The 20,866-nt window shown below is 68.1% G+C and carries 19 protein-coding genes; 4 read left to right on the plus strand and 15 right to left on the minus strand.

Translation table 11 applies throughout. The annotated features are described in order from the left end of the window. Positions 1 to 46 precede the first annotated feature (46 nt). The 6 genes from ACIQCS_RS07160 to ACIQCS_RS07185 all read right to left on the minus strand — a co-directional run bounded on the left by ACIQCS_RS07160 (position 47) and on the right by ACIQCS_RS07185 (position 5,383). Positions 47 to 1,417 carry an ATP-binding protein gene (locus tag ACIQCS_RS07160; protein ID WP_345851370.1) on the minus strand — a complete coding sequence of 457 codons (1,371 nt, stop codon included), beginning with the start codon at positions 1,415 to 1,417 and terminating at the stop codon, positions 47 to 49. Further along, positions 1,414 to 2,073 (minus strand): response regulator transcription factor, encoded by a 660-nt coding sequence (locus ACIQCS_RS07165; protein WP_345851371.1) that lies wholly within the window; start codon positions 2,071 to 2,073, stop codon positions 1,414 to 1,416. Before ACIQCS_RS07165 ends, ACIQCS_RS07160 begins: the two co-directional genes overlap by 4 nt. A 117-nt stretch (positions 2,074 to 2,190) precedes the next feature. Continuing rightward, complete coding sequence (locus ACIQCS_RS07170) at positions 2,191 to 2,943, minus strand: 2OG-Fe(II) oxygenase (protein ID WP_345851372.1); 753 nt, start codon at positions 2,941 to 2,943, stop codon at positions 2,191 to 2,193. A 218-nt stretch (positions 2,944 to 3,161) separates the two neighbouring features. Further along, a complete protein-coding gene (locus ACIQCS_RS07175; protein ID WP_345851373.1) occupies positions 3,162 to 4,520 on the minus strand; it encodes a HAMP domain-containing sensor histidine kinase in 1,359 nt (452 codons plus the stop codon). A 20-nt stretch (positions 4,521 to 4,540) separates the two neighbouring features. Next, positions 4,541 to 5,212 (minus strand): response regulator, encoded by a 672-nt coding sequence (locus tag ACIQCS_RS07180; RefSeq protein ID WP_345851374.1) that lies wholly within the window; start codon positions 5,210 to 5,212, stop codon positions 4,541 to 4,543. 36 nt (positions 5,213 to 5,248) lie between these two features. Beyond that, complete coding sequence (locus ACIQCS_RS07185; protein WP_401530435.1) at positions 5,249 to 5,383, minus strand: hypothetical protein; 135 nt, start codon at positions 5,381 to 5,383, stop codon at positions 5,249 to 5,251. Positions 5,384 to 5,715: 332 nt separating this feature from the next. On the opposite strand from ACIQCS_RS07185, the gene ACIQCS_RS07190 reads away from it, so the two are divergent. Then, entirely contained in the window at positions 5,716 to 5,994 is a 279-nt protein-coding gene (locus tag ACIQCS_RS07190; RefSeq protein ID WP_243857122.1) for a helix-turn-helix transcriptional regulator, read from the plus strand. A gap of 20 nt (positions 5,995 to 6,014) precedes the next feature. Here the strand turns inward: ACIQCS_RS07190 and ACIQCS_RS07195 are convergent, their stop codons facing one another. The 4 genes from ACIQCS_RS07195 to ACIQCS_RS07210 form a co-directional block, all read right to left on the minus strand. Beyond that, entirely contained in the window at positions 6,015 to 6,683 is a 669-nt protein-coding gene (locus ACIQCS_RS07195; RefSeq protein WP_345851377.1) for a hypothetical protein, read from the minus strand. A 61-nt stretch (positions 6,684 to 6,744) separates the two neighbouring features. Beyond that, complete coding sequence (locus ACIQCS_RS07200) at positions 6,745 to 7,317, minus strand: hypothetical protein (protein ID WP_345851379.1); 573 nt, start codon at positions 7,315 to 7,317, stop codon at positions 6,745 to 6,747. A gap of 269 nt (positions 7,318 to 7,586) precedes the next feature. Beyond that, on the minus strand, positions 7,587 to 8,675 hold the full coding sequence (gene pip / locus ACIQCS_RS07205) for a prolyl aminopeptidase (protein WP_345851381.1): 1,089 nt from the start codon (positions 8,673 to 8,675) through the stop codon (positions 7,587 to 7,589). A 96-nt stretch (positions 8,676 to 8,771) separates the two neighbouring features. Next, complete coding sequence (locus ACIQCS_RS07210; RefSeq protein ID WP_345851383.1) at positions 8,772 to 9,773, minus strand: dipeptide epimerase; 1,002 nt, start codon at positions 9,771 to 9,773, stop codon at positions 8,772 to 8,774. A gap of 150 nt (positions 9,774 to 9,923) precedes the next feature. Between ACIQCS_RS07210 and ACIQCS_RS07215 the strand changes: the two genes are divergently transcribed. Both ACIQCS_RS07215 and ACIQCS_RS07220 read left to right on the plus strand, forming a co-directional pair. Then, positions 9,924 to 10,538, plus strand: a complete 615-nt coding sequence (locus tag ACIQCS_RS07215) for an FMN-binding negative transcriptional regulator (RefSeq protein WP_345851384.1) — start codon at positions 9,924 to 9,926, stop codon at positions 10,536 to 10,538. After that, positions 10,535 to 11,974 (plus strand): D-aminoacylase, encoded by a 1,440-nt coding sequence (locus tag ACIQCS_RS07220; protein ID WP_345851386.1) that lies wholly within the window; start codon positions 10,535 to 10,537, stop codon positions 11,972 to 11,974. Before ACIQCS_RS07215 ends, ACIQCS_RS07220 begins: the two co-directional genes overlap by 4 nt. Here ACIQCS_RS07220 and ACIQCS_RS07225 read toward each other — a convergent pair. From ACIQCS_RS07225 to ACIQCS_RS07235, 3 genes are read right to left on the minus strand one after another with little or no spacing between them, the layout of a single operon-like run. Continuing rightward, positions 11,971 to 13,215, minus strand: a complete 1,245-nt coding sequence (locus tag ACIQCS_RS07225; protein ID WP_345851387.1) for an MFS transporter — start codon at positions 13,213 to 13,215, stop codon at positions 11,971 to 11,973. The genes ACIQCS_RS07220 and ACIQCS_RS07225 overlap by 4 nt on opposite strands. A 13-nt stretch (positions 13,216 to 13,228) precedes the next feature. Next, complete coding sequence (locus ACIQCS_RS07230) at positions 13,229 to 14,350, minus strand: AraC family transcriptional regulator (RefSeq protein WP_345851389.1); 1,122 nt, start codon at positions 14,348 to 14,350, stop codon at positions 13,229 to 13,231. A gap of 6 nt (positions 14,351 to 14,356) precedes the next feature. Beyond that, positions 14,357 to 15,763, minus strand: coding sequence for an amidase (locus ACIQCS_RS07235; RefSeq protein ID WP_401530441.1), 1,407 nt, complete (start codon positions 15,761 to 15,763; stop codon positions 14,357 to 14,359). A gap of 229 nt (positions 15,764 to 15,992) precedes the next feature. Between ACIQCS_RS07235 and dgcN the strand changes: the two genes are divergently transcribed. Beyond that, positions 15,993 to 16,985: an N-acetyltransferase DgcN gene (gene dgcN, locus ACIQCS_RS07240; protein WP_345851391.1), complete on the plus strand. Its 993-nt coding sequence runs from the start codon at positions 15,993 to 15,995 to the stop codon at positions 16,983 to 16,985. An 81-nt stretch (positions 16,986 to 17,066) separates the two neighbouring features. On the opposite strand, the gene ACIQCS_RS07245 is transcribed toward dgcN, so the two are convergent. Both ACIQCS_RS07245 and ACIQCS_RS07250 read right to left on the minus strand, forming a co-directional pair. Beyond that, positions 17,067 to 18,593 carry a hypothetical protein gene (locus ACIQCS_RS07245; RefSeq protein ID WP_345851392.1) on the minus strand — a complete coding sequence of 509 codons (1,527 nt, stop codon included), beginning with the start codon at positions 18,591 to 18,593 and terminating at the stop codon, positions 17,067 to 17,069. Between the two features lie 18 nt (positions 18,594 to 18,611). Further along, positions 18,612 to 20,738, minus strand: coding sequence for a TonB-dependent receptor domain-containing protein (locus tag ACIQCS_RS07250; protein WP_345851394.1), 2,127 nt, complete (start codon positions 20,736 to 20,738; stop codon positions 18,612 to 18,614). Positions 20,739 to 20,866 lie beyond the last annotated feature (128 nt).

Here is a 20,866-nt window from a genome sequence, read left to right on the forward strand (position 1 = left end):
GTGCCGCCGATAGATCGCGAAGCTGATGCGAAACTGATGCCGGAGATCAATCCGGCAGGAAAATCGTCGCCCGCAGTCCCGGCCCGTCGCTGCGGTTCTCGAGCCGCAACTCGCCGCCCAGCACGGTCACGGCCCGCCGGGCGATCGCCAGGCCCAGGCCCCCGCCGGGGCGGGGATCGCCGTCCCGGCCGGCCGCTCCCGACAGGCGCTCGGGATGCATGCCGGGGCCGCGATCGCTCACGACCAGCGCCAGCCGGCCGGAAACCGGGCGGATCTCCACATCGATCGTGCCGCCGCTTGCCGCATGCTCCACGGCATTGTCGATGATCGTCGCCAGCGCCACCCGCAACGGCGTCGGGTCGGTCGATGCAATGGCGATGTCGGGGGCGGTCAGCGAGAAATCGGCACCGGCCCGTGCCGCGAACAGCGCCCGATCGGCGATGACTTCGCTCGCTAGCTCGCGCAGGTCGACCGGTTCCCGGGTCAGCGCCGTCGCGTCGAGCCGGGCGAGCTGCAGCATCTGGGTGATGGTGTCGCTGCCGCGATCCACGCTCTCCAGCAGATCGGAAAGCGCCGCATGCTCCTCGGAGTCGGGCGACGCGCGCCGCAGCAGCAGCTGGGCCCGCAGCTTCAGCGCGGCCAGCGGCGTGCGCAATTGATGCGCGGCATGGTCGGCAAAGGCCTGTTCGTGCTCGATCGCGGCGCGCACGCGCGCGAGCAGGCCGTTGAGCGCGGCGACGATCGGTGCCAGATCGCTCGGCATGGTGTGGAGGTGCAGCGGCTTCAGCTCGGCCGCGGACCGGCTGCCGAGCATGGCGCTGAGCTGCTGCACCGCCGACAGCCCGCGGCGCAGCGTGAGCCATAGCAGCACCGCGCTGCCGAGGATCAGGAGCATGATCGGTCCGATCAGCTGCTCGCCGACGCGCAGGATCAACCCCGCTCGCGCCTGCATCGGCTCCGCCACCACGATCAGCAGCCGCTGCTCGGGAACCGCAAGGCCATAGCTGCGCCATTTGTCACTGCCGACGCCGAAGGTGCGAAACCCGGGTATCGCGGCCACACCCTTCCCGACATCGCCGCGCGTCGGCGGCACCGTCAGGATGCCGAAATGATAGACGGCGAACTGGCGCCACGCGGCCGAGGCGCGGAATGCGCTGAGATCCTCGTCGCTGAGCAGCCTGCGATAGGGGTTGTCGTGGCTCACCTGCGACTTGGGGTCGTCCCCCGTGAACTCCTCCCGCATGAGCAGGTGCAGCACGTGCGTCGCGATGATCAGCTGCTGGTCCGCGCGCTGGTTGATATCGGCGCGCACGATCGCGAACAGCACTCCGGCCATCAGCATGCCGGTCACCGCGACCAGCAGCAGCGTGCGGACATAGAGCGCGCCGGTGAGGGAGCGGCCGATCCTTCCCTTCATTTCGCGACCATGTAGCCGAGTCCGCGCGCGGTGACGATGAAGTCCCGCTCCAGCTTGCGCCGGAGCGCCGAGATGGCGACTTCCACCGTGTTGCTCTCGATATACTGGTCCTGATCGTACAGCGCCGCTTCGAGTTCCGCCTTGCTGACGAAGCGACCTGCCCGGCGCATGAGGAGGGCCACTATCCGGAATTCCTTGGCGGTGAGCGCGACCGGCTGGTCGCGCAGCCGGACGGTGCGCCCTCCCAGGTCGAGCGCCACGTCGCGGACGACCAGCAGATCGGATCCGCGTCCGTCGCGCCGGCGCAGCTGGGCGCGGACGCGCGCGGTCAGCTCATCGATATCCAGCGGCTTGACCAGATAGTCGTCGGCACCGGCATCCAGCCCCGCAACGCGCTGGGTGATGCGGTCCTGCGCAGTGATGACGATGACCGGGACGAGCCGGTTCTCGCCCCTGAGCTCGCGCAGCACTTCCAGCCCGGAGACGTCGGGGAGGCCGAGATCCAGCAGGACGACGCCATAGGCCTCGCTGCGGCACGCCAGCAATGCCTCCTCGCCGGTCCTGGCCCAATCGACCGCATGGCCGGCATCCTCCAGCGCGGCCCGCATGCCGCGGCCCAGAGGGGCATCGTCTTCGATGAGGAGTAGGCGCGCCATGATCTTCGTTTCGTTGCCGGGTGGCTCGGGGCCAGCGTAGCGCGGCATGCCGCGCCGATCCAGATCGGCGGGGAGGGCGATCTGGATCGGGATGGCCGCGCGGCCGCGCGCCCGGCCTCACGTCGCGTCGTGGAAGATGATCCCGAGCGTGTGTCGCATGCCGGAGCGCACGCGGCTCACGCCGTGGCGCAGGTTGACGCGATATGTGCCTCGCGTTCCCTGCACGGGGCGCTGATGGACGGCGAAGGCGACGGCATCGCCCTGCCGGAGCGGCACGACCTCGACCCGGCTCTGCATGCGCGGTCGCTGCTCGGTAAGCACGAATTCGCCTCCGGTGAAATCCACGTCCGGCTCGGAAAGCAGGATCGCCACCTGGATCGGAAAGACGTGCTCGCCATAGAGATCCTGATGGAGGCAATTATAGTCGCCCGGGCCATATTGCAGCAGGAGCGGCGTCGGCCGGCGTTGGCCGGCTTCGTGGCATCGTCGGAGAAAGGACGCATGGTCGGCGGGATATCGCATGTCGATGCCCATGCGGTCGCTCCACGCATTGGCGAGGTTCGCCAAGCGCGGATAGAGAGTCGCGCGCAGCATGCCGAGGAGATCGGGCAGCGGATAGCGGAAGTACCGATATTCGCCCTTGCCGAACCCGTGCCGGGCCATGTGGACATGGCTGCGAAAGCGGCTTTCGTCGGAATAGGATGCCGCGAGCGCGCGGCACGCCTCCGGATCGAGCAGCCCGGGCAGCATGGCCGAGCCCTGGCCGTCCAGGTCCCGGGAAGCGGCCTGCCAGTCCTGGCTGGCGACCCGCGCCGCCGCGCGGATGCCCGTGGCCGCAGGCGCGACGCTATCGATGGGGGGCCGGCTCATCCCCGATGCTCCGGCGCGCGCGGCGCTCGCTTGCGCGCCATGCCGATGCGGGCGGGTATCTCCGGGATAGTCAGGGTCATGCGCGTGCTCCTTGCTGTGCCTGAGGAGCATCGATATCGGGTGCCCGGTCCAGGCGAATTCCGGTCCTTGCGCTCGAATCCGCAGGGCGCGCGATCATCCGGTTCCGGTGGCACCCGTCTTCGTCGCGGAAGGGTCCGTCACTGCGGCGGTCTCCGTGCCTTCTTCCCGCGCGGCCTTGCGGGCGTTTCGGAAGCGACCATGCCGGGGGGAGGGGGCGACGCCCGGAGCCTGACGACGCACCGGGTTCCGTTCGGCGCGATATTGTCGATCTCGAGCGAACCGCCGCAGACCGCCATGATCCGCTCGACGATGGACAGCCCCAGGCCGGCGCTGTCGGTTCGATTGGTTCCCTCTCTCCGGTAGCGCTTGGTCTGGTTGGCCAGGGTCTCGACGGCAAAGCCGGGGCCGTCATCCGCCACGACCATGCTGCCGTCCGGATCGACCCGAACGGAAACGGTGCAGCCTGCCGGCGTGTGGCGGACGGCGTTGTCGATCAGGTTCGTCAACGCGATCTGCACCAGGCCGATTATCCCTTCGACCCAGGCATGTTCGCCCGCGGGCGCCGTGAAGTCGATGTCGTGATCCCGGTGCAGCGCGAGCGGCGCCATCACGCTGACCACCTCGCCGGCGAGCGCCACGGGGTCGAAGCTCTCGACCTTGCGGTGATGGCGATCCACGATCGCCAGATCCATCAGCTGCTGGATCACGCGATTGGCCCGCTCGACTCCCAGCTGCACGGCGTCGCGTTCGGGAGAGGGATCGAGCGCCTCCAGGCGTAGCGAGATCAGCGCCAGCGGCGTGCGCAGTTCATGCGCGACATTACCGATGAACTCGCCCTGGAAGCGATAGCCGGCCTCCAGGCGGTCAAGGGCACGATTGGTCGCGTGGACAAGGGGAACGGCCTCCAGCGGCACGCTCGCCGGCTCCAGGCGATGGCCGATATGATCGAGGCCGATCGCATCGGCCTGGCGCGCCGTGCGCCGGAACCGGCCCGTCACCCGGCCGAGGATCAGCAGCCCGATGAGCAGCGAGGCCAGCAGCGAGGCCGGAACGACCCAGATGAAACGCTCGAGGAACGATGTGACTACATTATCGACGATATGGTTCGGATAGGTGCGATTCTGGGCGACGACGATCCATTCCGGACGCCCCGCCCGCGAGACCGGGAGCGTGAGCACGTCGTAGCGGCCATATTTGAAGAATATCGGGCCGTCCCCGTGTTCGAGCTTGGCAAGGGGGACGGGCAGCTGGCCCGAGGTGGCCTCGACGTCGAGAGCGCCGGCATCGGTGATGCGCAGGCTGCCCTGGAAGCTGGGGCCCCGCGCCTGCTGCCACCATGTGGGCCTGCCCGTCGCGATGGCCTGTGCCTCGCGCTTCAGCCGCTCCGAAATGAACTGATCCGCCGTCGTGTTCAGAAGATATCCGAGCAGCACCGGAAGGAACACCGCCAGGGACAGGACGAGAATCGCCTGGGCCAGTAGCAGCTGCCAGAACATCGATCTCGGCGCGCGAACCCTCACGAGTTCATCAATATATAGCCGATTCCGCGTACGGTCTTGAGCCTGACCTGCGCCGCGAAGCCGTCCAGTTTTCGTCGAATCCGGTGGATATATACTTCCACTGCGTTCGAGCCGAGCATGTCCCCCGAGCCGAACAGCTGGTCCTCGATGACCCGCTTGGAAAGGACATGGCCCGAGCGCCGCATCAGCAGCTCCAGCAGTTCGGCCTCGCGCTCCGAAAAGTCGGCCGGTTCGCCGCCCACCCGCACTTCGCGCGTCCGGGTATCCAGGGACAGGTCCCCCACGGCGAGGAGATGCTCGACATAGCCGCCCTGCCGGCGAAGCACCGCGCAGATCCGGGCGTGCAGCTCGGGAAAGAGGAATGGTTTGACGATATAGTCGTCGGCACCGCTATCCAGTCCCTGGACACGCATCTCACCCTCGCCACGCGCCGTCAGCACGAGAATTGGTTCCATGCGTTTATACCCGCGCAGGCGCCGCAACAAGGCGAGGCCGTTCTCGTCCGGGAGGCCGAGATCGAGGATGATCGCCGCATAGTTGACGGTCTGGATCAGAAGCTCGGCATCGCCCGCGGTTCTGGCCAGATCGCAGCGCACGTCGCGCTTCGCAAATGCCGAAACCATCGCATGGGCCAGTTCCGCATCATCCTCTACGATCAGCAAGCGCATCTAACTCGCTCCGTCGCGGCCAGGGGCCGCCTATGGTCAGGATCCGTCTCCGAACGTGTCGGGGGCAAGAATGCCGTCAGGATCCTCGGTGAAGGTATCGGCAAGCGCATGGTCGGTCGGAAGCGCCGGATCGGTATCCGCGTGGCCGTGCCGGATCATCGCCTTCGCCACGGCTTTCCTCTGTCCCATTGCTGGACAGGATGGCGCGTACCTCATGGCGACGACTATCGTAGCCTTGCATCGCGTGGACAAGCGGCTTCGCACGGTGACGGGGCAGCCGCCGGCCTCCGGAAAACTCCCTAGGCACATGGGTACCCGGCAAGGCAGGATGACGCGGAAATCCGCCATTCCCCGACCATGGCCCCGATAAACGCCGCGCGGGGCCTGTGCGGATTTGAGACAGCGCCCAGTTGGCCGACATCTGCCCGTAAGGTTGGCGTAAGCAGCGTTGGCCACGAGGGTTGGGCCGAGTTTCGGCATGGCTTGGATTTCAGGGAAGCGCCATGCGCGAGGCCAGTATCGGAGAATGCACCATGGAAGAACGAGCGCATTCCTATGACCACCTCACTCCACGCGAACTGCAGGTACTCGATCTCGCCGCCGGCGGTTTCTGTGCGAAGGAAATCGCCAGACGGCTCGAGATCAGTCCGAAGACCGTGGATCGTCACGTCGAGAATATTCGCCTGAAGCTTCGTGCCCGAAACCGCGCCCATATGATCCAGCTGGCGTTCCGGTTCGGTCTCCAAGGTCATCTCGACATTCCCTTCATCATCGCCGGTTGAGACAAGGCCCGTTGCCGCCCCTATTGCTGGGGCAGCGGCGGCGGCGGCGGCGGAAGCATGCCCTTGGGCGCTTGCGGCGCGAAGGCGTTCGTGCGTGCCAGGCGCGCGGCTTCCTCGTGGATGGCGGCCTGTACCGCCGGATTGCTCAGGTCCACCGGCCCGGCATTGGGGTTTCCGGGGATCGCGCGGCTGTTCGCGACGAGCATGGCCATCGGCGCCTTGCTGCCATCGGCGGCACGATAGCGGCCGGGATCGGCGCCGGGGCAGGTGGTGCCCGTGGCCGCGAAGAAGGCATCGGCGCTCTTGCGATCCTGGCACATCCGGGCAACCGCGACATTGTCGAAGCCCATCGCATGCCATGCTGCGGCATCGGACCTGCGCGTGCAGCCTTCGTCGCTGCGGCCGAAATTGAGGTTGATCCCGATCGGCCCGCCGGCAATGCCGCCGCCCGTGCCGATCAGGCAGGGATTGGCGCCGGCGAAATAGCTGCCCTGGACGCTCGGGGTGGTCCACTCATGCCCGCTATAGGTGACGGTCTCGTGGGCCGGAGTCTCGCTGACCGGGCCGGTGATCGCCTCGACGTTCACCGCACTATTGGACGAGGCGTTATCCGTCGCCGTCTGCTGGGCGTTGGCGGCTGTGGCACTGACCATCAGGACGAGGGTTGCCGCGACTACTAGGTGCTTCATGATCGAACTCCTGAACGGAAAGGGAGGCGGGACGGCACCTGCCGCCCCGCCTGTAAGCCTCCTATTCGACGGTCCAGCCGAGCGAGCCGAACCCGAACCCGACCAGTCCCACCGCTCCCGCGGCGTTCCAGTCGATGCTCGCTGCGTTCACATTGGTGGTGTTGGACGCATTGAAGTTGGCGGTGAACTTGTAGTCGCCGGCGCTCTCGCCGAAGTTCATCACCTGCATGCTCAACGCGGCGTTCCCGTGGGTCAGGCCACCATAGACACCGCCATTGTAGCTGTTGCTGGTGATCGATCCGACGCCCGAGGGGCTCACGCTGGAGGTGATCGAGGTGCCGGCGTCGCCGACTCCGCCGACCACAGCATAGCTGGTGCCGCCGGGCAGGCTGTTGATGTTCATCGTACCGCCGAAGCCACTGCCGGACGACGCCGACAGCTCGTTGTTGATGCTTCCGCTGATCCCGCTGGTGCTGTTGCTGCTCAGCGAGTCGGTGCTGATGCCGCCATTCGTGAAGCCGCCGACACCCACGCCGATGCCTCCGCCGATATTGCCGGAGCCCGACGATTGGGCGAGGGCCGGAGCGGCCGTGAGTACCGCCAGGGCTGCTGCGCCGATTGCAATAATCTTCATCATACATCTCCTACCGTGCCAGCGACTGCTGGTGCCCGGATTAGGACATGGGGACAGGCTTACAGCTATCCGGCGGAGCCCGCCCGATGCCTCCCGCCGTATGATGCTCCAACATGCTAGCTCGTGGGGGATTTGCCGTAGGGGATCGGCCGTGCGGAAAGCGTGCTGCCAAGGAAATGTTTTTCCTTACAGCAGGTTACAGAAGCTTACAGAGATCCGCGACGGGATGTTCGCCGATCGCCGCTGATCGATTCCGATCCGGCGGAAGGTCAGCCGAGCGGAGGCAGGCCGTCCATGATCGCTGTCAGCGCGAGCGCGTTCTCCCGTTCCATCGCGCTGTGTCCCGCATTCGTCACCACGAAGGTCGCGGGATCGGTGCCGGCTTCCCCGAGCGCCGCGGCGAGTCGCGAGGCCTGGGTCAGCGGGCAGACGAGATCGAACCTGCCATGGACGATATGCACCGGGATGCTCGCCAGCGTCGCGGCGTTGCGGATGAGGTGATCCGGCTCCAGGAACAGCCGGTTGGCGAAGAAATGCGCTTCGATCTGCGCGAAGGACAGGGCGAACATGTCTTCCCCGAACTTCCCGCTGTCGTCGACGTCGGGGATCGCATTGGAGATGGTGCCTTCCCATACCGACCATGCCAGCGCCGCCGCCAGCTGCCGCGCGCGCTCCTCCTGGGTCGACGGTACGCTGTCGAAGATCGCCTTATAGGCTTTCATCACGTCGCCGCGTTCGGCGGGCGCGATCGGGGCGAGGAAGCGGCGCCAGGCTTCGGGATAGCTCATATAGGCGCCCGGCGCAGTGAGGGCGAAGGGGGCACCCTCGAACGTCGCGGCGTTGCCCTGGTACATGAAATCGAGATCCTCCGCCGCACCCAGGAAGATGCCGCGCAGGATCAGGTTGGCGCAGTGCCGCGGGTGCGCGATCGCGTAGGCCATTGCCAGCGTGCTGCCCCAGCTGCCGCCGAACACATGCATCCTGCCGTCGATGCCGAGCGCGGCGCGCAGGCGGTTGATGTCCTCGATCAGATGCGGGGTGGTGTTGTGGGCGAGCGCGATCGCCGGGCCGGCGGCCGCGACGGTCGGCTCGCTCTTGCCGCAGCCGCGCTGGTCGAAAAGGACGATCCGGTAGCGTTCGGGATCGAAATAGCGTGCCATGACCGGCGCGCATGCGCCGCCCGGGCCGCCATGGAGCACGATGACCGGCTCGCCGGCGGGGTTGCCATATTCCTCCCAATAGAGACGATGATCGGGGTCATGGTCGACCTGCAGCAGCCCGCTCCTCCGGGCTTCCGCCGCCGGATAGCGCCATTCGTCGACGATCTTGCTGGTGCGCTGGAGCTGGGAGAAATCCATGTCCGTTTCCGTAAGTTGGGGCGATGTGCGGCGCGGGGCCAGGTGCCGGCTCTATCCTTGGTCGGCGCGCCGGTACAGGCGCATGTCCCGTGGCCGCTATCGTGGCGCGCGCCCGCGTCCGTCGCCCCAGATATCGTCCGGGCAATGGATCAGGCCGTCCGCATAGCGGACGCCCGGGGCGCGATCCCGGGCGAGGAACGTGGGGCCATCCAGATCGCAAAGATCGCAGCGCTGGCCGAGGACGAAGGCGGGCGCCTGCGACCAGCTGGTGCCGGTCATGTTGCCGACCATGACGCCGAAGCCCATCCGGCGCGCCGCCTGTGCCATCGCGAGCGCGTGGGTCAGGCCCCCGCACTTGTCGAGCTTGATGTTGACGAGGTCGACCAGCCCGATCAGCCCCTCGAGATCGTCGCTGTCCTGGACGCTCTCGTCCGCCGCGATCGGGATCGCGCGGTCGACATGGCGCAGGTCCGCGTCCCGCCCGATCGCGAAAGGCTGCTCGATCAGCGTCACGCCGGCGGAACGCAATGCCGGCATGAGCGCGTCGAGCGCATCCGGATCGAAGCCCCGGTTGCCGTCCACGGCGATCGCGACATCGGGGCGGGCGGCGCGGACGGCGCGGACCCGCTCTCCATCCTCGCCATCGCCTTCGAGCTTCAGCTTGATCTGGCGGGCATGCGCCATGCCTGCCGCCTTCCGTGCCATTTCCCCCGGGGAAGCGATGCCGATGGTGAAGACGGTGGGCAGCGGTCGCGTCGCGGAGAGGCCGGCGAGCTGCCATACCGGCTTTCCGGCACGGCCGGCCTCGACTTCCCACAGCGCGGCGTCGAGCGCGTTGCGCGCGCCTCCGGCCGGCAGCAGGCGCTGAAGCTCGGCGCGGTCGATGCCGTCCGCGAGGATGGGCGCGAGCCGCGTCACCTGCTCGACGATCCGCGCCGAGGTGTCGCCCCGATAATAGACGCCGCACGCCTCGCCGCGCCCGATGACGCCGCGATCCTCGATCGTGACCAGGGCGATTTCGGCATGGGTGAATGTCTCGCCGGAAATGCGGAACGGCTCCGCCATCTCCCATTGCTCGGTTCGCGCTTCGATCTTCATCGCGGTTCCTCCATGCCGTCGGCATAGAGGCGCGGGGCGGGCCGGCTTTGCAGTCCGGCGCGCGGTTTCGCGAATTCGCGGGTCGGATTGCAAAGCGGCGTCCGGCGCGATGTGGCTGTCTTGCCGGCCTGGTATCCGGAGAGACATCGAGTGCATTCGCCTTTCGCGCCCCGTTCGCCGGAGGATATCGCCACGCTGCTGCGCACCGCTCCGCTGGCCTGGCTGGTGAGCGTCGATCCGGCGGGCGAGGTGCTGAGCAGCCAGTTGCCGCTGCTGGTGCTGCCGCCCGAGGAGGGTGAGATGCTGCTGCTCGGCCATATGGCGCGCACGAACCCGCTGGTGGCGCGGCTGGGCGAGCGGCCGCGCGCGGCGATCCTGTTCCAGGGGCCGAATGCCTATGTCTCGCCGAGCTGGTATGCCGACCGGGATTCGGCGCCGACCTGGATCTATGTCAACGCGACGCTCACCGCCGATGTCACGCTGCGCGAGGACCTGACCGACCGCGCGCTCAACCTGCTGGTCCATCAGATGGAGCAGGGCCGCCCGGAGCGCTGGCGGGTGACGGAGATCGCCCATCGCTATGCCGCGCTGCGTGACCGGGTGATCGGGTTCACGGCGAAGGTCGTGAAGGTCGATGCTCGGTTCAAGCTCGCCCAGGACGAGCCGCCGGCAGTGGTGCGCGAGACGCTCGCCCATCTGGAGGAAGACGCGCTGATCCGCTGGGTGGAGGGCGTGAACGCCGATCGGCTGGGAGCGGAATCGTGATCGACCTTGCCATTCGCGGCGCGCTGGTGATCGACGGCACCGGTGCCCCGGGCATCGTCGCGGACGTTGCGGTGGAAGGGGACCGGATCGCCGCGGTCGGCGGGAGCGTCGGCGCGGCGCGGGAGGAGATCGACGCGACGGGGCTGGTGCTCGCGCCGGGCTTCATCGATGCGCACACGCATGACGACCGGCTGATCCTGGGCGGGGCGGAGGCGATGCTGTGCAAGCTGTCGCAGGGGGTCACCACGGTGATCGTCGGCAATTGCGGGATCAGCCTGTCCCCGGTCGCGTTCGACAGTCGCCCGCCCGCGCCGCTCGACTTGCTGGGAGAGGCATGCTGGTGGCGCTTTCCCAGTTTCGCCGCCTATGCCGGGCAGCTGGCGGAATCCCCGCCGGCCGTGAACGCGCTGGCGCTGGTCGGCCACATGCCGATCCGGATCGAGGCGATGGGCGGCGATACCGGGCGCGCGGCGACTCCGGCGGAGATAGCGCGGATGGAGGCGCGGCTGGGCGAGGCGCTCGACCAGGGCGGGGCGGGGCTGTCGACCGGCCTGTGGTACGCGCCCGGCGGCGGCGCGGAGATGGCCGAGCTGGTCGCGCTCGCCCGGTGCGCGGCGGGGCGGGGCGGGCTCTATGTCACGCATCTGCGCGACGAGGGGAACGCCGTGGAGGCGGCGGTCGCGGAGGCGATCGAGATCGGCGTGTCGGGCGGCCTGCCGATCGTCGTCAGCCACCACAAATGCACCGCGCCGGAGAATTTCGGCAAGTCGCACGCGACGCTGGCGATGATCGATGCCTGCGCGGCGCATCATCCCATCGGGCTGGACGTCTATCCTTATTGCGCCTCCAGCACCGTGCTGCGCCCCGAATGGGTGCGCCCCGATATCGAGACGGTGGTGAGCTGGTCCGTGCCGCACCCGGATCGCGCCGGGCAGTCGCTCGCGGCGATCGCCGCCGAATGGCAGGTCTCGCTGGGCGAGGCGGCATCGCGGCTGGTGCCGGCGGGAGCGGTCTATTTCTCGATGGACGAGGGCGAGGTGCGCCGCATCATGGCGCACCGGCTGACGATGATCGGCAGCGACGGCCTGCCGCACGACGAGCGGCCCCATCCGCGCCTGTGGGGCACCTTCCCGCGCGTGCTGGGTCACTATGCCCGCGACATGGGACTGTTCCCGCTCGAGACCGCGATCCACAAGATGACCGGGCTGACCGCGGAGACATTTGGAATATCCGGGCGCGGGATCGTGGCGGCGGGCGCCCATGCCGATCTCACGCTGTTCGACTCCGCGCGCATCATCGACCGTGCCGATTTCGCCGCGCCGACCCGATTGTCGGCGGGGGTCGTCGCGACATGGGTCAATGGGCGGCTCGCCTATGGCGAGGCGAAGGGCGTTACCGGCACCTGTGCCGGACGGCTGCTGAAGCGCGGAAGCTAGTCGCGCCGGCCCAGCCGTTCCAGATCCTCCGGCACATGGCGCGCGGCGACCAGGTAGAAGGGGATCGAGGCAACCGCGGCGGCGACGCCGGCGAACATCGCGTATCGCAGCGAATCCGCGCCGAACACCGGCCGCAGCAGGTCGCTCAGCACGCCGATCACCAGCGGGCCGAGGCCGAGGCCGATCAGGTTGCCGACGAACAGCTGGATCGCGGCGGCGCGCGCGCGCATCGGCGGCGGCGTGATTGTCTGGATCGTCGCGATGCACGGGCCGATGAACGCGGCGCTGAGCGAGACGGGAATGACCGCCGCCGCGATCGCGACCGCGACATTGCCGGCCAGGAAGAACGGCACCCAGAAGGGTATCGAGATCAGGGCGGCGATGGCCGGCGCCAGCAGGTTGCGATGGATGCCGCCGCGCCGCGCGGCGATGTCGGCGAAGCGGCCAGAGGCATAGGTGCCCAGCCCGCCGCCCAGGCCGACGATCAACGCGAAGATCAGGCCCACCTCGGTCGATCCCATGCCGTGCGAGCGGATCAGGAAGGCGGGCACGAAGGCAGTGATGCCATAGCCGGAAAAGGCGCTCATCGCGGTTCCCAGCACGATGTAGCGATAGGAGCGCTGCCGCCACAGGAAGTCGAGCCGCACGGTGGCGGGTGAGGGCGATTGCACGGGCGCGGGCCGGGGCGGGTCGCGCAGGATCGCCATTGCCAGCAGAGTCAGCAGCAGACCGGGCAGGCCGGCGGCGATGAAGGCCGCGCGCCACCCATAGGCGTCGGCGATCCAGCCGCCGGCGAAGAAGGCGATCATCAGCCCGACATTGACCCCGGTGGCATAGATCGCCTGCGCCGTCGCCCGTTCGGACGGGCCGTAGAGATCGGAGATGATGGATTGCGAGGCCGGCCCGGTGCCGGCTTCGCCGACGCCCGTCAGCATCCGCGCGACGACGAGCTGCCAGAAGCGCGCGACCAGCCCGCACGCCAGCGTCATCGCGCTGAAGCAGGCGAGCGAGGCGATGATGATCCGCGAGCGGCTCATCCGGTCGGCGGCCAGCGCGATCGGCATGCCCAGCGTCGCATAGAACAGGGCGAAGGCGGGCCCGACCAGCAACCCGAGCAGCGTGTCGGACACCTGGAACTCGTGCTTGATATGCTCTAGGATGATCGCGAGGATCTGCCGGTCGATGTAATTGACCGCGTAGATCGCGCTCAGCAGCAGCACGATCGCGCCTCGCGGGATCATGGTCCCGCGCCCCTCAGCCCTCATTGCTTTCCCCATCGCTCGCCGGCCTGGCGCCGCGCTTCAGGCTGGAGGCGAGGTGCCGCACGCGCAGCTCGTCATTCGCCACCTTGCGCATCTGGATCGGCGAGACCCCGAATGCCGCCTTGAAGGCGCGCGTGAAGCTCGCCGCATGTTCATATCCGGTCTCCAGCGCGATCTCCATCATCGACATCTTCGAATCGCGGATGAGATCGAGCGCCAGCTCCATGCGCAGCTTGTCGCGGATGCGGCCCACCGTCTCGCCATAGATCATGCGAAAGCCGATCTGCAGGCGGTGGCGCGTCATCCCCACCATCTCGGCGATCTCGTGGATGCTGATCTGCTGGTCGATATTGTCGCGGATGATCTGCATCGCGCGCTTGAGCCGGCGATGGTCCTCCGCTTCGAACCGGCCGCCGAACTGCTCGCTGTCCGGCTGGGACAGGCCGAACAGGATGTGGCAGGCCAGCTCCAGCGCCTTGGCGGACATGAACGCGCCGCGAAAGGCGCGGGCGAATGGCGGCGAGATGAGCTGGTGCGCGGTGAGCGAGGCAAGCTCCGACAGCGGCACGTTGCGGACCGGATAGTCGCCGCCGTCGTGGACATAACGGGCAAGGTCGGCCGGGATGTCGCTCTCGGTCAGCCCGGTCAGCTCGAAGAAGCGCCCGCGCTCGAAATACAGGGTAACCCAGCGCAGATGGTCGCCCGCCTCGTAAACGGTGTCGAAGCTGCGCCCGCCGCCGGTGCCGTAGATGGTGCAATAGCCGTCGGCGAGTTCGCCGTCCGTGCCCGCGGCATCGGTCAGCCGGACATTGCCGTTCAGCACCGCCGACAAGGCGAGATAATCGTCGCATCGGTGGCTGCGGGCGAGCTGGCGGCGTGCCACCATGTTGACCAGGGCGACGCAGACGCCGTTGTGCAGCTCGTAGAATTCCCAGCCGCCCTTGGCGACATTGCTGTCATATTCGTAGCGGAAACCGAGGCCGCCGGGCGTCGGATGGCTCCAGCCGTCCGTCTTGCGCGTCGAGAGCCCCTCCGCGGCGGCCGGGTCGTGCAGCTGCGCCAGCATGTCGTGCAGGCTGCGGGAGAGGATTTCGGGCGGCGGCGGATCGGTCATGACAAGTCAGCCCATGTTCGCGCCGGGAACGCAACCGGGCCAGCGATCCTTCCACGGCGCCGCGCGCTCGAGCTGGCGGGCGAGCTCGAGCAGCAGCGGCTCGCCCCCGCGCCGGGCCGCGAACATCGTGCCGATCGGCACGCCGTCCGGCCCCGGCTGGATCGGCAGCGACATGGCCGGATGACCGGTCAGGTTGTGCAGGGGCGTGTAGGACACATAATCGAACATCAGCTGCATGATGTGATCGAAATCCGCATCGGGGGCCAGTTCTCCGATGCGCAGCGCGGGAAGGCCGAGCACCGGCGACAGGATGACATCGGCATCGCCGAACGCGGAGTCCAGCGCGCGGCGGGCGCCCTCGATCGCGCGGAACAGATGGTCGACATCGTCGATCGCGGCACCGGCCGCCCATTCGCCCAGCCCCAGCGTCCAGGGCTCGACGGCGGTATCGGCGGCGGCGCCGAAACGCGCGCGGGCCGATTGCAGCACGTCGCGCGCCAGATAGGCCCAGATCGCCTTGAACGCCACCATCACCGCCGGACCGTCATAGGGCGGCGGCGCCTCGAACACATGATGGCCCAGTTCCTCGCACAGCCTGGCGCTGCGCAGGGTGCTGGCGAGCACGTCCGGATGGGGCTGGTCGCCATTGAGGTTGGTGGTGACCACGGCGATCCGCAGCCCCTTGTCGCGACGAGGCACAGGGGTGAGCGCGTTCGCGGCGACCATGCCCATCGCCCATTCCACATCGCGCACGCTACGCGCCAGCAGCATGTCGCAGGCAAGCAGATCCTCCATCAGGTGCGGCGCGCGGGCACGCCGGGTCGCGCCCCGCCCGGGCTTCAACCCGATCAGCCCGCAGCACGAGGCCGGGATGCGGATCGATCCGCCGCCATCCGCCGCATGGGCCAGCGGCACCATGCCGGTGGCGACCGCGATGGCCGCGCCGCCGCTCGATCCGCCGGGCGAGCGCTCGGTCGCCCATGGGTTGCGCGCCGCCCCGTAGAGCAGTGGCTCGGTGGTCGGCAGCAGGCCGAATTCCGGTGCGTTGGTCTTGCCGAGCGCGACCAGGCCGCCATCGTCCAGGGCCCGGGTGAAGGGGAAGTCGATATCGCCCGGCGCGGCGTCGCGGTGCAGGCGGCTGGCGCTGCGGTTCGGCATGCCGCGATAGTCGAGGCCGTCCTTGAGCAGCCAGGGCACGCCCGCCATCGGCCCGGCGGCGCGATCCGCGCGGACGAGCGCGGCATCATAGTCGCGATGCGTGATGACGTTCAGTGCCTTGTCGAGCGCCTCGATCCGCGCGATCGCGCTCTCGCACAATTCGCGCGCCGACACGTCGCCCCGGCGGACGAGCGCGGCTTGGTCGTGCGCGTCGAGCCGGCCGATCTCCCATGCCATGGCCGTGCGTGGCGCCAAGGGTGTCTGTCCCACGATATCCTGCATCGGCTGCGTCGTCCGTCCCACATTGATTGACGACGATGATCTGAGCCCATTCCGGGCATTTCGGTTTAGCCGTCGAGGCGCGCCAGTTCGCGATTTCTCCCGCCGGAACCGTGACGGCTAATGGCGGGCCCGGAATGGCAAAGCGGTCCGCCCGGCGTTGCGCCACTCCTCATCGCCTTCTGGCAATGAAACGGGGATGACGATGCAGGCACCATATCTGCTTTTCCTGGGCGACGTGGAGGAGCTCAGCGCGGCCAAGACGGCGGCGGGGGTCAATCAGTGGCGGCGCGAGCTTGTGCTGGCGCAGTACCGGCTGCCCGGCTGCACGGTCGATCTCGGCATCGCCGAGATGACGCCCGCCGAGGCCGCTCGCGCCGGCGCGCGGACCATGATCGTCGGCGTGGTGAATGTCGGCGGCTTCATCCCCGAGCATTGGGTGGCAACGATGGTCGACGCGCTCGAGCAGGGGCTCGATCTTGCCGCGGGGATGCACCAGCGCCTCAACGACATTCCCGCGATCGCCGAGGCGCGCGACCGGACGGGGCGCGCGGTGCTGGATCTGCGCCAGCCCGATCGCGGCTTCCTGCCCGGCTCGGGGCGCAAGCGGTCCGGCAAGCGGTTGCTGACCGTCGGCACCGATTGCGCCGTCGGCAAGAAATACACCGCGCTGGCGCTGGAGGCGGGACTTCGGGCACGCGGCATCGACGCCGATTTCCGCGCGACCGGACAGACCGGCATCATGATCTCCGGCCGGGGCGTCGCGATCGATTCGGTGATCGCCGACTTCATTTCCGGCGCGGCCGAATGGCTGTCGCCCGATGCCGCGCCGGATCACTGGGACGTGATCGAAGGCCAGGGCTCGCTGTTCCATCCGGCCTATGCCGGCGTCACGCTGGGGCTGATCCATGGCAGCCAGCCGGATGCGCTGGTCGTCTGCCATGAGCCGGTCCGCACGCATCTGCTCGGCTTCGACTATGGCGTGCCGGATTTGCGGCGCTGCATCGACATGAACGTCGCCGCCGCGCAGCTGACCAATCCGGAGGCGCGCGTGGTGGGGATCAGCGTCAACACCTCGCGCATGGAGCCTGCCGCGGTCGACGCCGCGATCCGCGATATCGAGACGCAGACGGGACTGCCCTGCAGCGACCCCATTCGGCATGGCGTCGATCGCATTCTCGACGTCCTGCTGAACTGAGCGGCGGGACGGGCACTCCCTCTGGATACGCATACTTGTTCAACCGTCATCCCCGCGCAGGCGGGGATGACGGGCGTAGTTTCAAGGGCTGTCTGGGCGCGCCCCTTGGCGTGGAGTGCCCGTCCCGGGCAGATGCCGGATCGCCGAGGCATGCCGCGCTTCCTGGACCCGTGGGAAGCCGCTGTCCTTTCCTTCGACGAACCGATCCAGGAAGCCGAGCGAGAAGTCGCCGATCATGCCGTCCATCTCGGTGGCGGAAATGGTGCCGTAGAGCGCCGGCGGCGCCCGGTGGCGGAACATGCGGATCAGGTCGGTGAAGGCGAGATGGCCCGAGCCCTCGACCCGGAAACGGAAATCGTCAGGCGCCGCGGGGCCGGTCCAGTGCCGAAAGGCGAAGTCCATCGGGTGCGTGCGGGGATCGCGTGGCTGGTTCGGATAGAGCGGATAGCGCGGCCAGTCCGATTGCAGCCACAGCATCGGCCGGCCGGCGGCGCGGTCGAACATCGCGGGATCATAGGTCACGCCGTCCAGGCTGATCGCGGCGCGGCACTGCGGTTCCTGCACACAGGCCTGCGCCGCGATGCCGCCGCCGAACGACATGCCGCCGAACGCCAGGCGCGAGAAATCCACCGACCTTGCGATTCGCGCGGCGAGCGGCGAGGGCCGGCCGCGCGCGAGCGTGGCGAGGATGAAGCGGGTATCGGCCAGCCACGCCTCGGTGCTCCGCATCAGCCGGTCCTTCGCCGCCGCTTCGGCATAGGCCGGAAAGCGTCGGCGCCAGCCCTGGACGCTCTGATCCTGCACCAGCGCGCCCAGCGTTTCGGCCATTGCCGGGGACACGACCAGCGGCGTGGTCTCGCGGCTCCATCCGTCGGCGAATTGCTGCCGCGCGGAATCATAGGGGTGGCCGATGCTGGCGACGACATAGCCATGGCTCGCCAGCCGCTCGAACAGCGGCGTATTCTGCGCGGGGTACATCGTATAGCCATGGTTGAAGACGAACAGCGGATGGCCGTCTCCTGCCGGTTCGGCGTCCAGCCGGGCATGGGTGGGAATAGCGGCGAGATGCTGCAGCTCGAAGGAGCGGTGCAGGGCGTTGCGCGCGATCGATCCCGCATCGGTCGCGACGGTATCGCTCGGAAGATATCGCGCCAGGGGATGCCTGTCCCCCGGGGCGGCCGGGTACCAGAGCTGCACCGTCATGCGGCGTCGCGCGTCCGCGCCGTCTTCCAACACGCCCCGGCGGCCCGCGTCGATCAGGTCGATGCGCGTCGTCCCGATCGCATAGGGGCCGCCGGGCGCGGGCAGCGCGAAGAGCGGGAACAGAAGATAGGGGATCGCCGCGCCCGGGATGGCCAGGGCGAGCGCTGCGCGCGCCGCGTTTCGCTGCCAGCGCCTTCGCAAGGCGGGGCCGCGCCATAGACAGGCGGCCGCGACGGCGGCGATCGCCGCGGCCGGGGCCGCCTGCCAATGGTGCAGGGCGAGCGCTGCCAGCGCGGTGCCCATCGCGGCCAGCGCCGCCGGCAGCGCCGGCCGCCATCGCCCGACCGCGAACAGCGCCGCGGCGGCGATCAGCAGGAGAAAGACGGCGACGTCGATCGGATACACCGGCGGCCCTCCGCTTGGTTAGAACGACTTTCCGAGCCTTATGCCGATCTGGCGCGGCCGCGGCACCGCACCGATCCCGCCGAGTGTGGGATAATAAGGCGCGTGCTCGTTCAACAGGTTTCGCGCGAAGATCGCGATGTCCAGCCCTTCGACGGTCGCGCCCAGGCTGGCGCCCAGGAAGGATTGCGGCCCGGTGACGATGCGGGTCACGCCCTGGCCGCCGACCAGCTTGTCCTTGTGGTTGAAGTCGATGTCGAAATAGCCGGGGATCGAGGCCGCCCAGTTGAATCCGTAGTTGGCACTGAGCTGGAGCGAATATTTCGGCAGCGCGAGCGGGCTGGTGCCGGGCGGGAAATCCACCTCGGCCACGGGCGTGGAGGCGATGAATACCGACCCCATCACCGTGCCGCTGGCGGACAGCCGCAGCGCGCGCACCGGGCTGGTGGTCAGCTGCCATTCCACGCCCCGGATCCGCGTGTTGCCGCCATTGGCGGTATATTGCAGGAACACCGGCGTCAGCACCACGCGGTCATAGACCTGACCGCGATAATATTGCTGGAACGCCGCGACGTTCACGCCCAGCTTCCCGTCGAGCAGGCTCGCCTTGAAGCCGGCCTCATAGGCCATCGAGCGTTCGGGCGCATAGCTCAGCGGGGGCGGGAAGGCGGGGTTGACCACGGCGTTGAAGCCGCCGCTGCGGAAGCCGTTGCCGATGTTGAAATACAGGTTCGCGTCGCGGGCGACGTCGTATTTCACGAATGCGCGATAGGTCACGCGCGAGAAGGTGCCGGACGCGGTCGGCAGGGTGCCGTCGGTGAAGCTGCGGTCGTCGTGCGAATAGCGCAGGCCACCCCCGATCTCGAGCCGGCGGAACGGCGAATAGGAAGCATCGCCATAGATCGCCCAGGACTTGGAGGTCGTCCGGATCGGCTCCTGGAGGATGGTGACGGTGGTGGACGGCGGATAGAGCAGCTCCGCGCCGTCCAGGAAATGGCGCAGCAGGTCGTCGTCCTTGTAGATGCCGCCCAGCACCCATTTGAACGGGCCGTCCCCCTTGGAGGTCAGGCGCAGCTCCTGGCTCGTGATCGACTGTTTGTTGAGATAGCGCGTATTGGCGATCTCCAGCGTGACCGGCGCGGCCGGATCGTTGGTGGCATAGTAGATCTGGTCGAGATTGCTGTTGCTGTAGCGCCTGCTGTGGGCGGTGTTGCTCATCAGCTCGGCGAAGCCGAGGTCATATTCCACGCGCAGGCTGTAGAGATCGAGCTCCGAGACGCCGCTCGTCCGGCCATGCGGATCGATGGCGTGGCGATACAGCCCTTCCTCATAGGGCAGGATATTGGCGTAGGAAGGGGAATCCTCGTCATTGTGCCGGATGTCGACCATGCCGACGACGCGCAGCCGCGGGTCCGGCTGCCACAGCAGCTTGACGCGCCCGTCATAGATCTGGCTGGAATTGACGTTCCTGGCCCCGGTGCCGACATTCTCGAGCCAGCCGCCATTGTTCTGGTATTCGCCGGCGAAGCGCACCGCGAGCGTGTCGGACAGCGGCAGGTTGAGTGCCGCCTTCACCTGCGCGGAAGCGCGGCCGCCATCGGTGGCGAACAGCGAATAGTCGATGGTGCCGCCGATCCGGTCGAGCTTCGGGTCGTTGGTGACGTAGCGGATGACGCCGCTCATCGCCCCTTCGCCGAACAGGGTGCCCTGCGGCCCCTTCAGCACCTCGACCCGCGCCAGGTCGAGCGTGCCGGCATCGGCATAGACCGGGTAGAAGCCGTCCTGCGATCCGGTGAGCGGCGTTTCGTCGAGATAGATGCCGACGAGCGACGAGGTGCCCCTCAGGCTGTTGATGCCGCGGATCTGGATCAGCTGCTTCCCGCCCCCCTGCGAGAAGACGTCCAGGCCGGGCACATTGTCGGCGATGTCCTGCAGCGAAGTGACGCTGCGCCTGGTCAGCTCCGATCCGGACAGGACGTTGACCGTCAGCGGCACGTCCACGACATTCTGCGCGCGCCGCTGGGCGGTCACGACGATATCGGCCTGGGAGGGCGGGTCCGCCGCCTCCTGTGCCATGGCGATCCCTGGCGCGAGCAGGGCCGCCAGCGACGTCGCGCAATATAGTAGCCGGTCTTTCTTTCCCGCCATCTTCATGCCCTCCCAATAGCATCGGCAATCGAACGCGCCGTAATGGTTCGATCTTCGATGCTCGGGCCTCGCGCTGCTTAGCGGGGAGGACGGGCGTTTTTACACATAAGCGTCACGGAACGCTCCAC

Source organism: Sphingomonas sp. NPDC092440, assembly GCF_044754985.1.
GTDB lineage: Bacteria > Pseudomonadota > Alphaproteobacteria > Sphingomonadales > Sphingomonadaceae > Sphingomonas.

What these genes read in the sequence shown, in the direction of transcription:
- ACIQCS_RS07160 (WP_345851370.1), bottom strand. Translation starts at nt 1,417, where the DNA reads ATGAAGGGAAGGATCGGCCGCTCCCTCACCGGCGCGCTCTATGTCCGC.
- ACIQCS_RS07165 (WP_345851371.1), bottom strand. Translation starts at nt 2,073, where the DNA reads ATGGCGCGCCTACTCCTCATCGAAGACGATGCCCCTCTGGGCCGCGGC.
- ACIQCS_RS07170 (WP_345851372.1), bottom strand. Translation starts at nt 2,943, where the DNA reads ATGAGCCGGCCCCCCATCGATAGCGTCGCGCCTGCGGCCACGGGCATC.
- ACIQCS_RS07175 (WP_345851373.1), bottom strand. Translation starts at nt 4,520, where the DNA reads ATGTTCTGGCAGCTGCTACTGGCCCAGGCGATTCTCGTCCTGTCCCTG.
- ACIQCS_RS07180 (WP_345851374.1), bottom strand. Translation starts at nt 5,212, where the DNA reads ATGCGCTTGCTGATCGTAGAGGATGATGCGGAACTGGCCCATGCGATG.
- ACIQCS_RS07190 (WP_243857122.1), top strand. Translation starts at nt 5,716, where the DNA reads ATGCGCGAGGCCAGTATCGGAGAATGCACCATGGAAGAACGAGCGCAT.
- ACIQCS_RS07195 (WP_345851377.1), bottom strand. Translation starts at nt 6,683, where the DNA reads ATGAAGCACCTAGTAGTCGCGGCAACCCTCGTCCTGATGGTCAGTGCC.
- ACIQCS_RS07200 (WP_345851379.1), bottom strand. Translation starts at nt 7,317, where the DNA reads ATGAAGATTATTGCAATCGGCGCAGCAGCCCTGGCGGTACTCACGGCC.
- pip (WP_345851381.1), bottom strand. Translation starts at nt 8,675, where the DNA reads ATGGATTTCTCCCAGCTCCAGCGCACCAGCAAGATCGTCGACGAATGG.
- ACIQCS_RS07210 (WP_345851383.1), bottom strand. Translation starts at nt 9,773, where the DNA reads ATGAAGATCGAAGCGCGAACCGAGCAATGGGAGATGGCGGAGCCGTTC.
- ACIQCS_RS07225 (WP_345851387.1), bottom strand. Translation starts at nt 13,215, where the DNA reads ATGATCCCGCGAGGCGCGATCGTGCTGCTGCTGAGCGCGATCTACGCG.
- ACIQCS_RS07230 (WP_345851389.1), bottom strand. Translation starts at nt 14,350, where the DNA reads ATGACCGATCCGCCGCCGCCCGAAATCCTCTCCCGCAGCCTGCACGAC.
- dgcN (WP_345851391.1), top strand. Translation starts at nt 15,993, where the DNA reads ATGCAGGCACCATATCTGCTTTTCCTGGGCGACGTGGAGGAGCTCAGC.
- ACIQCS_RS07250 (WP_345851394.1), bottom strand. Translation starts at nt 20,738, where the DNA reads ATGGCGGGAAAGAAAGACCGGCTACTATATTGCGCGACGTCGCTGGCG.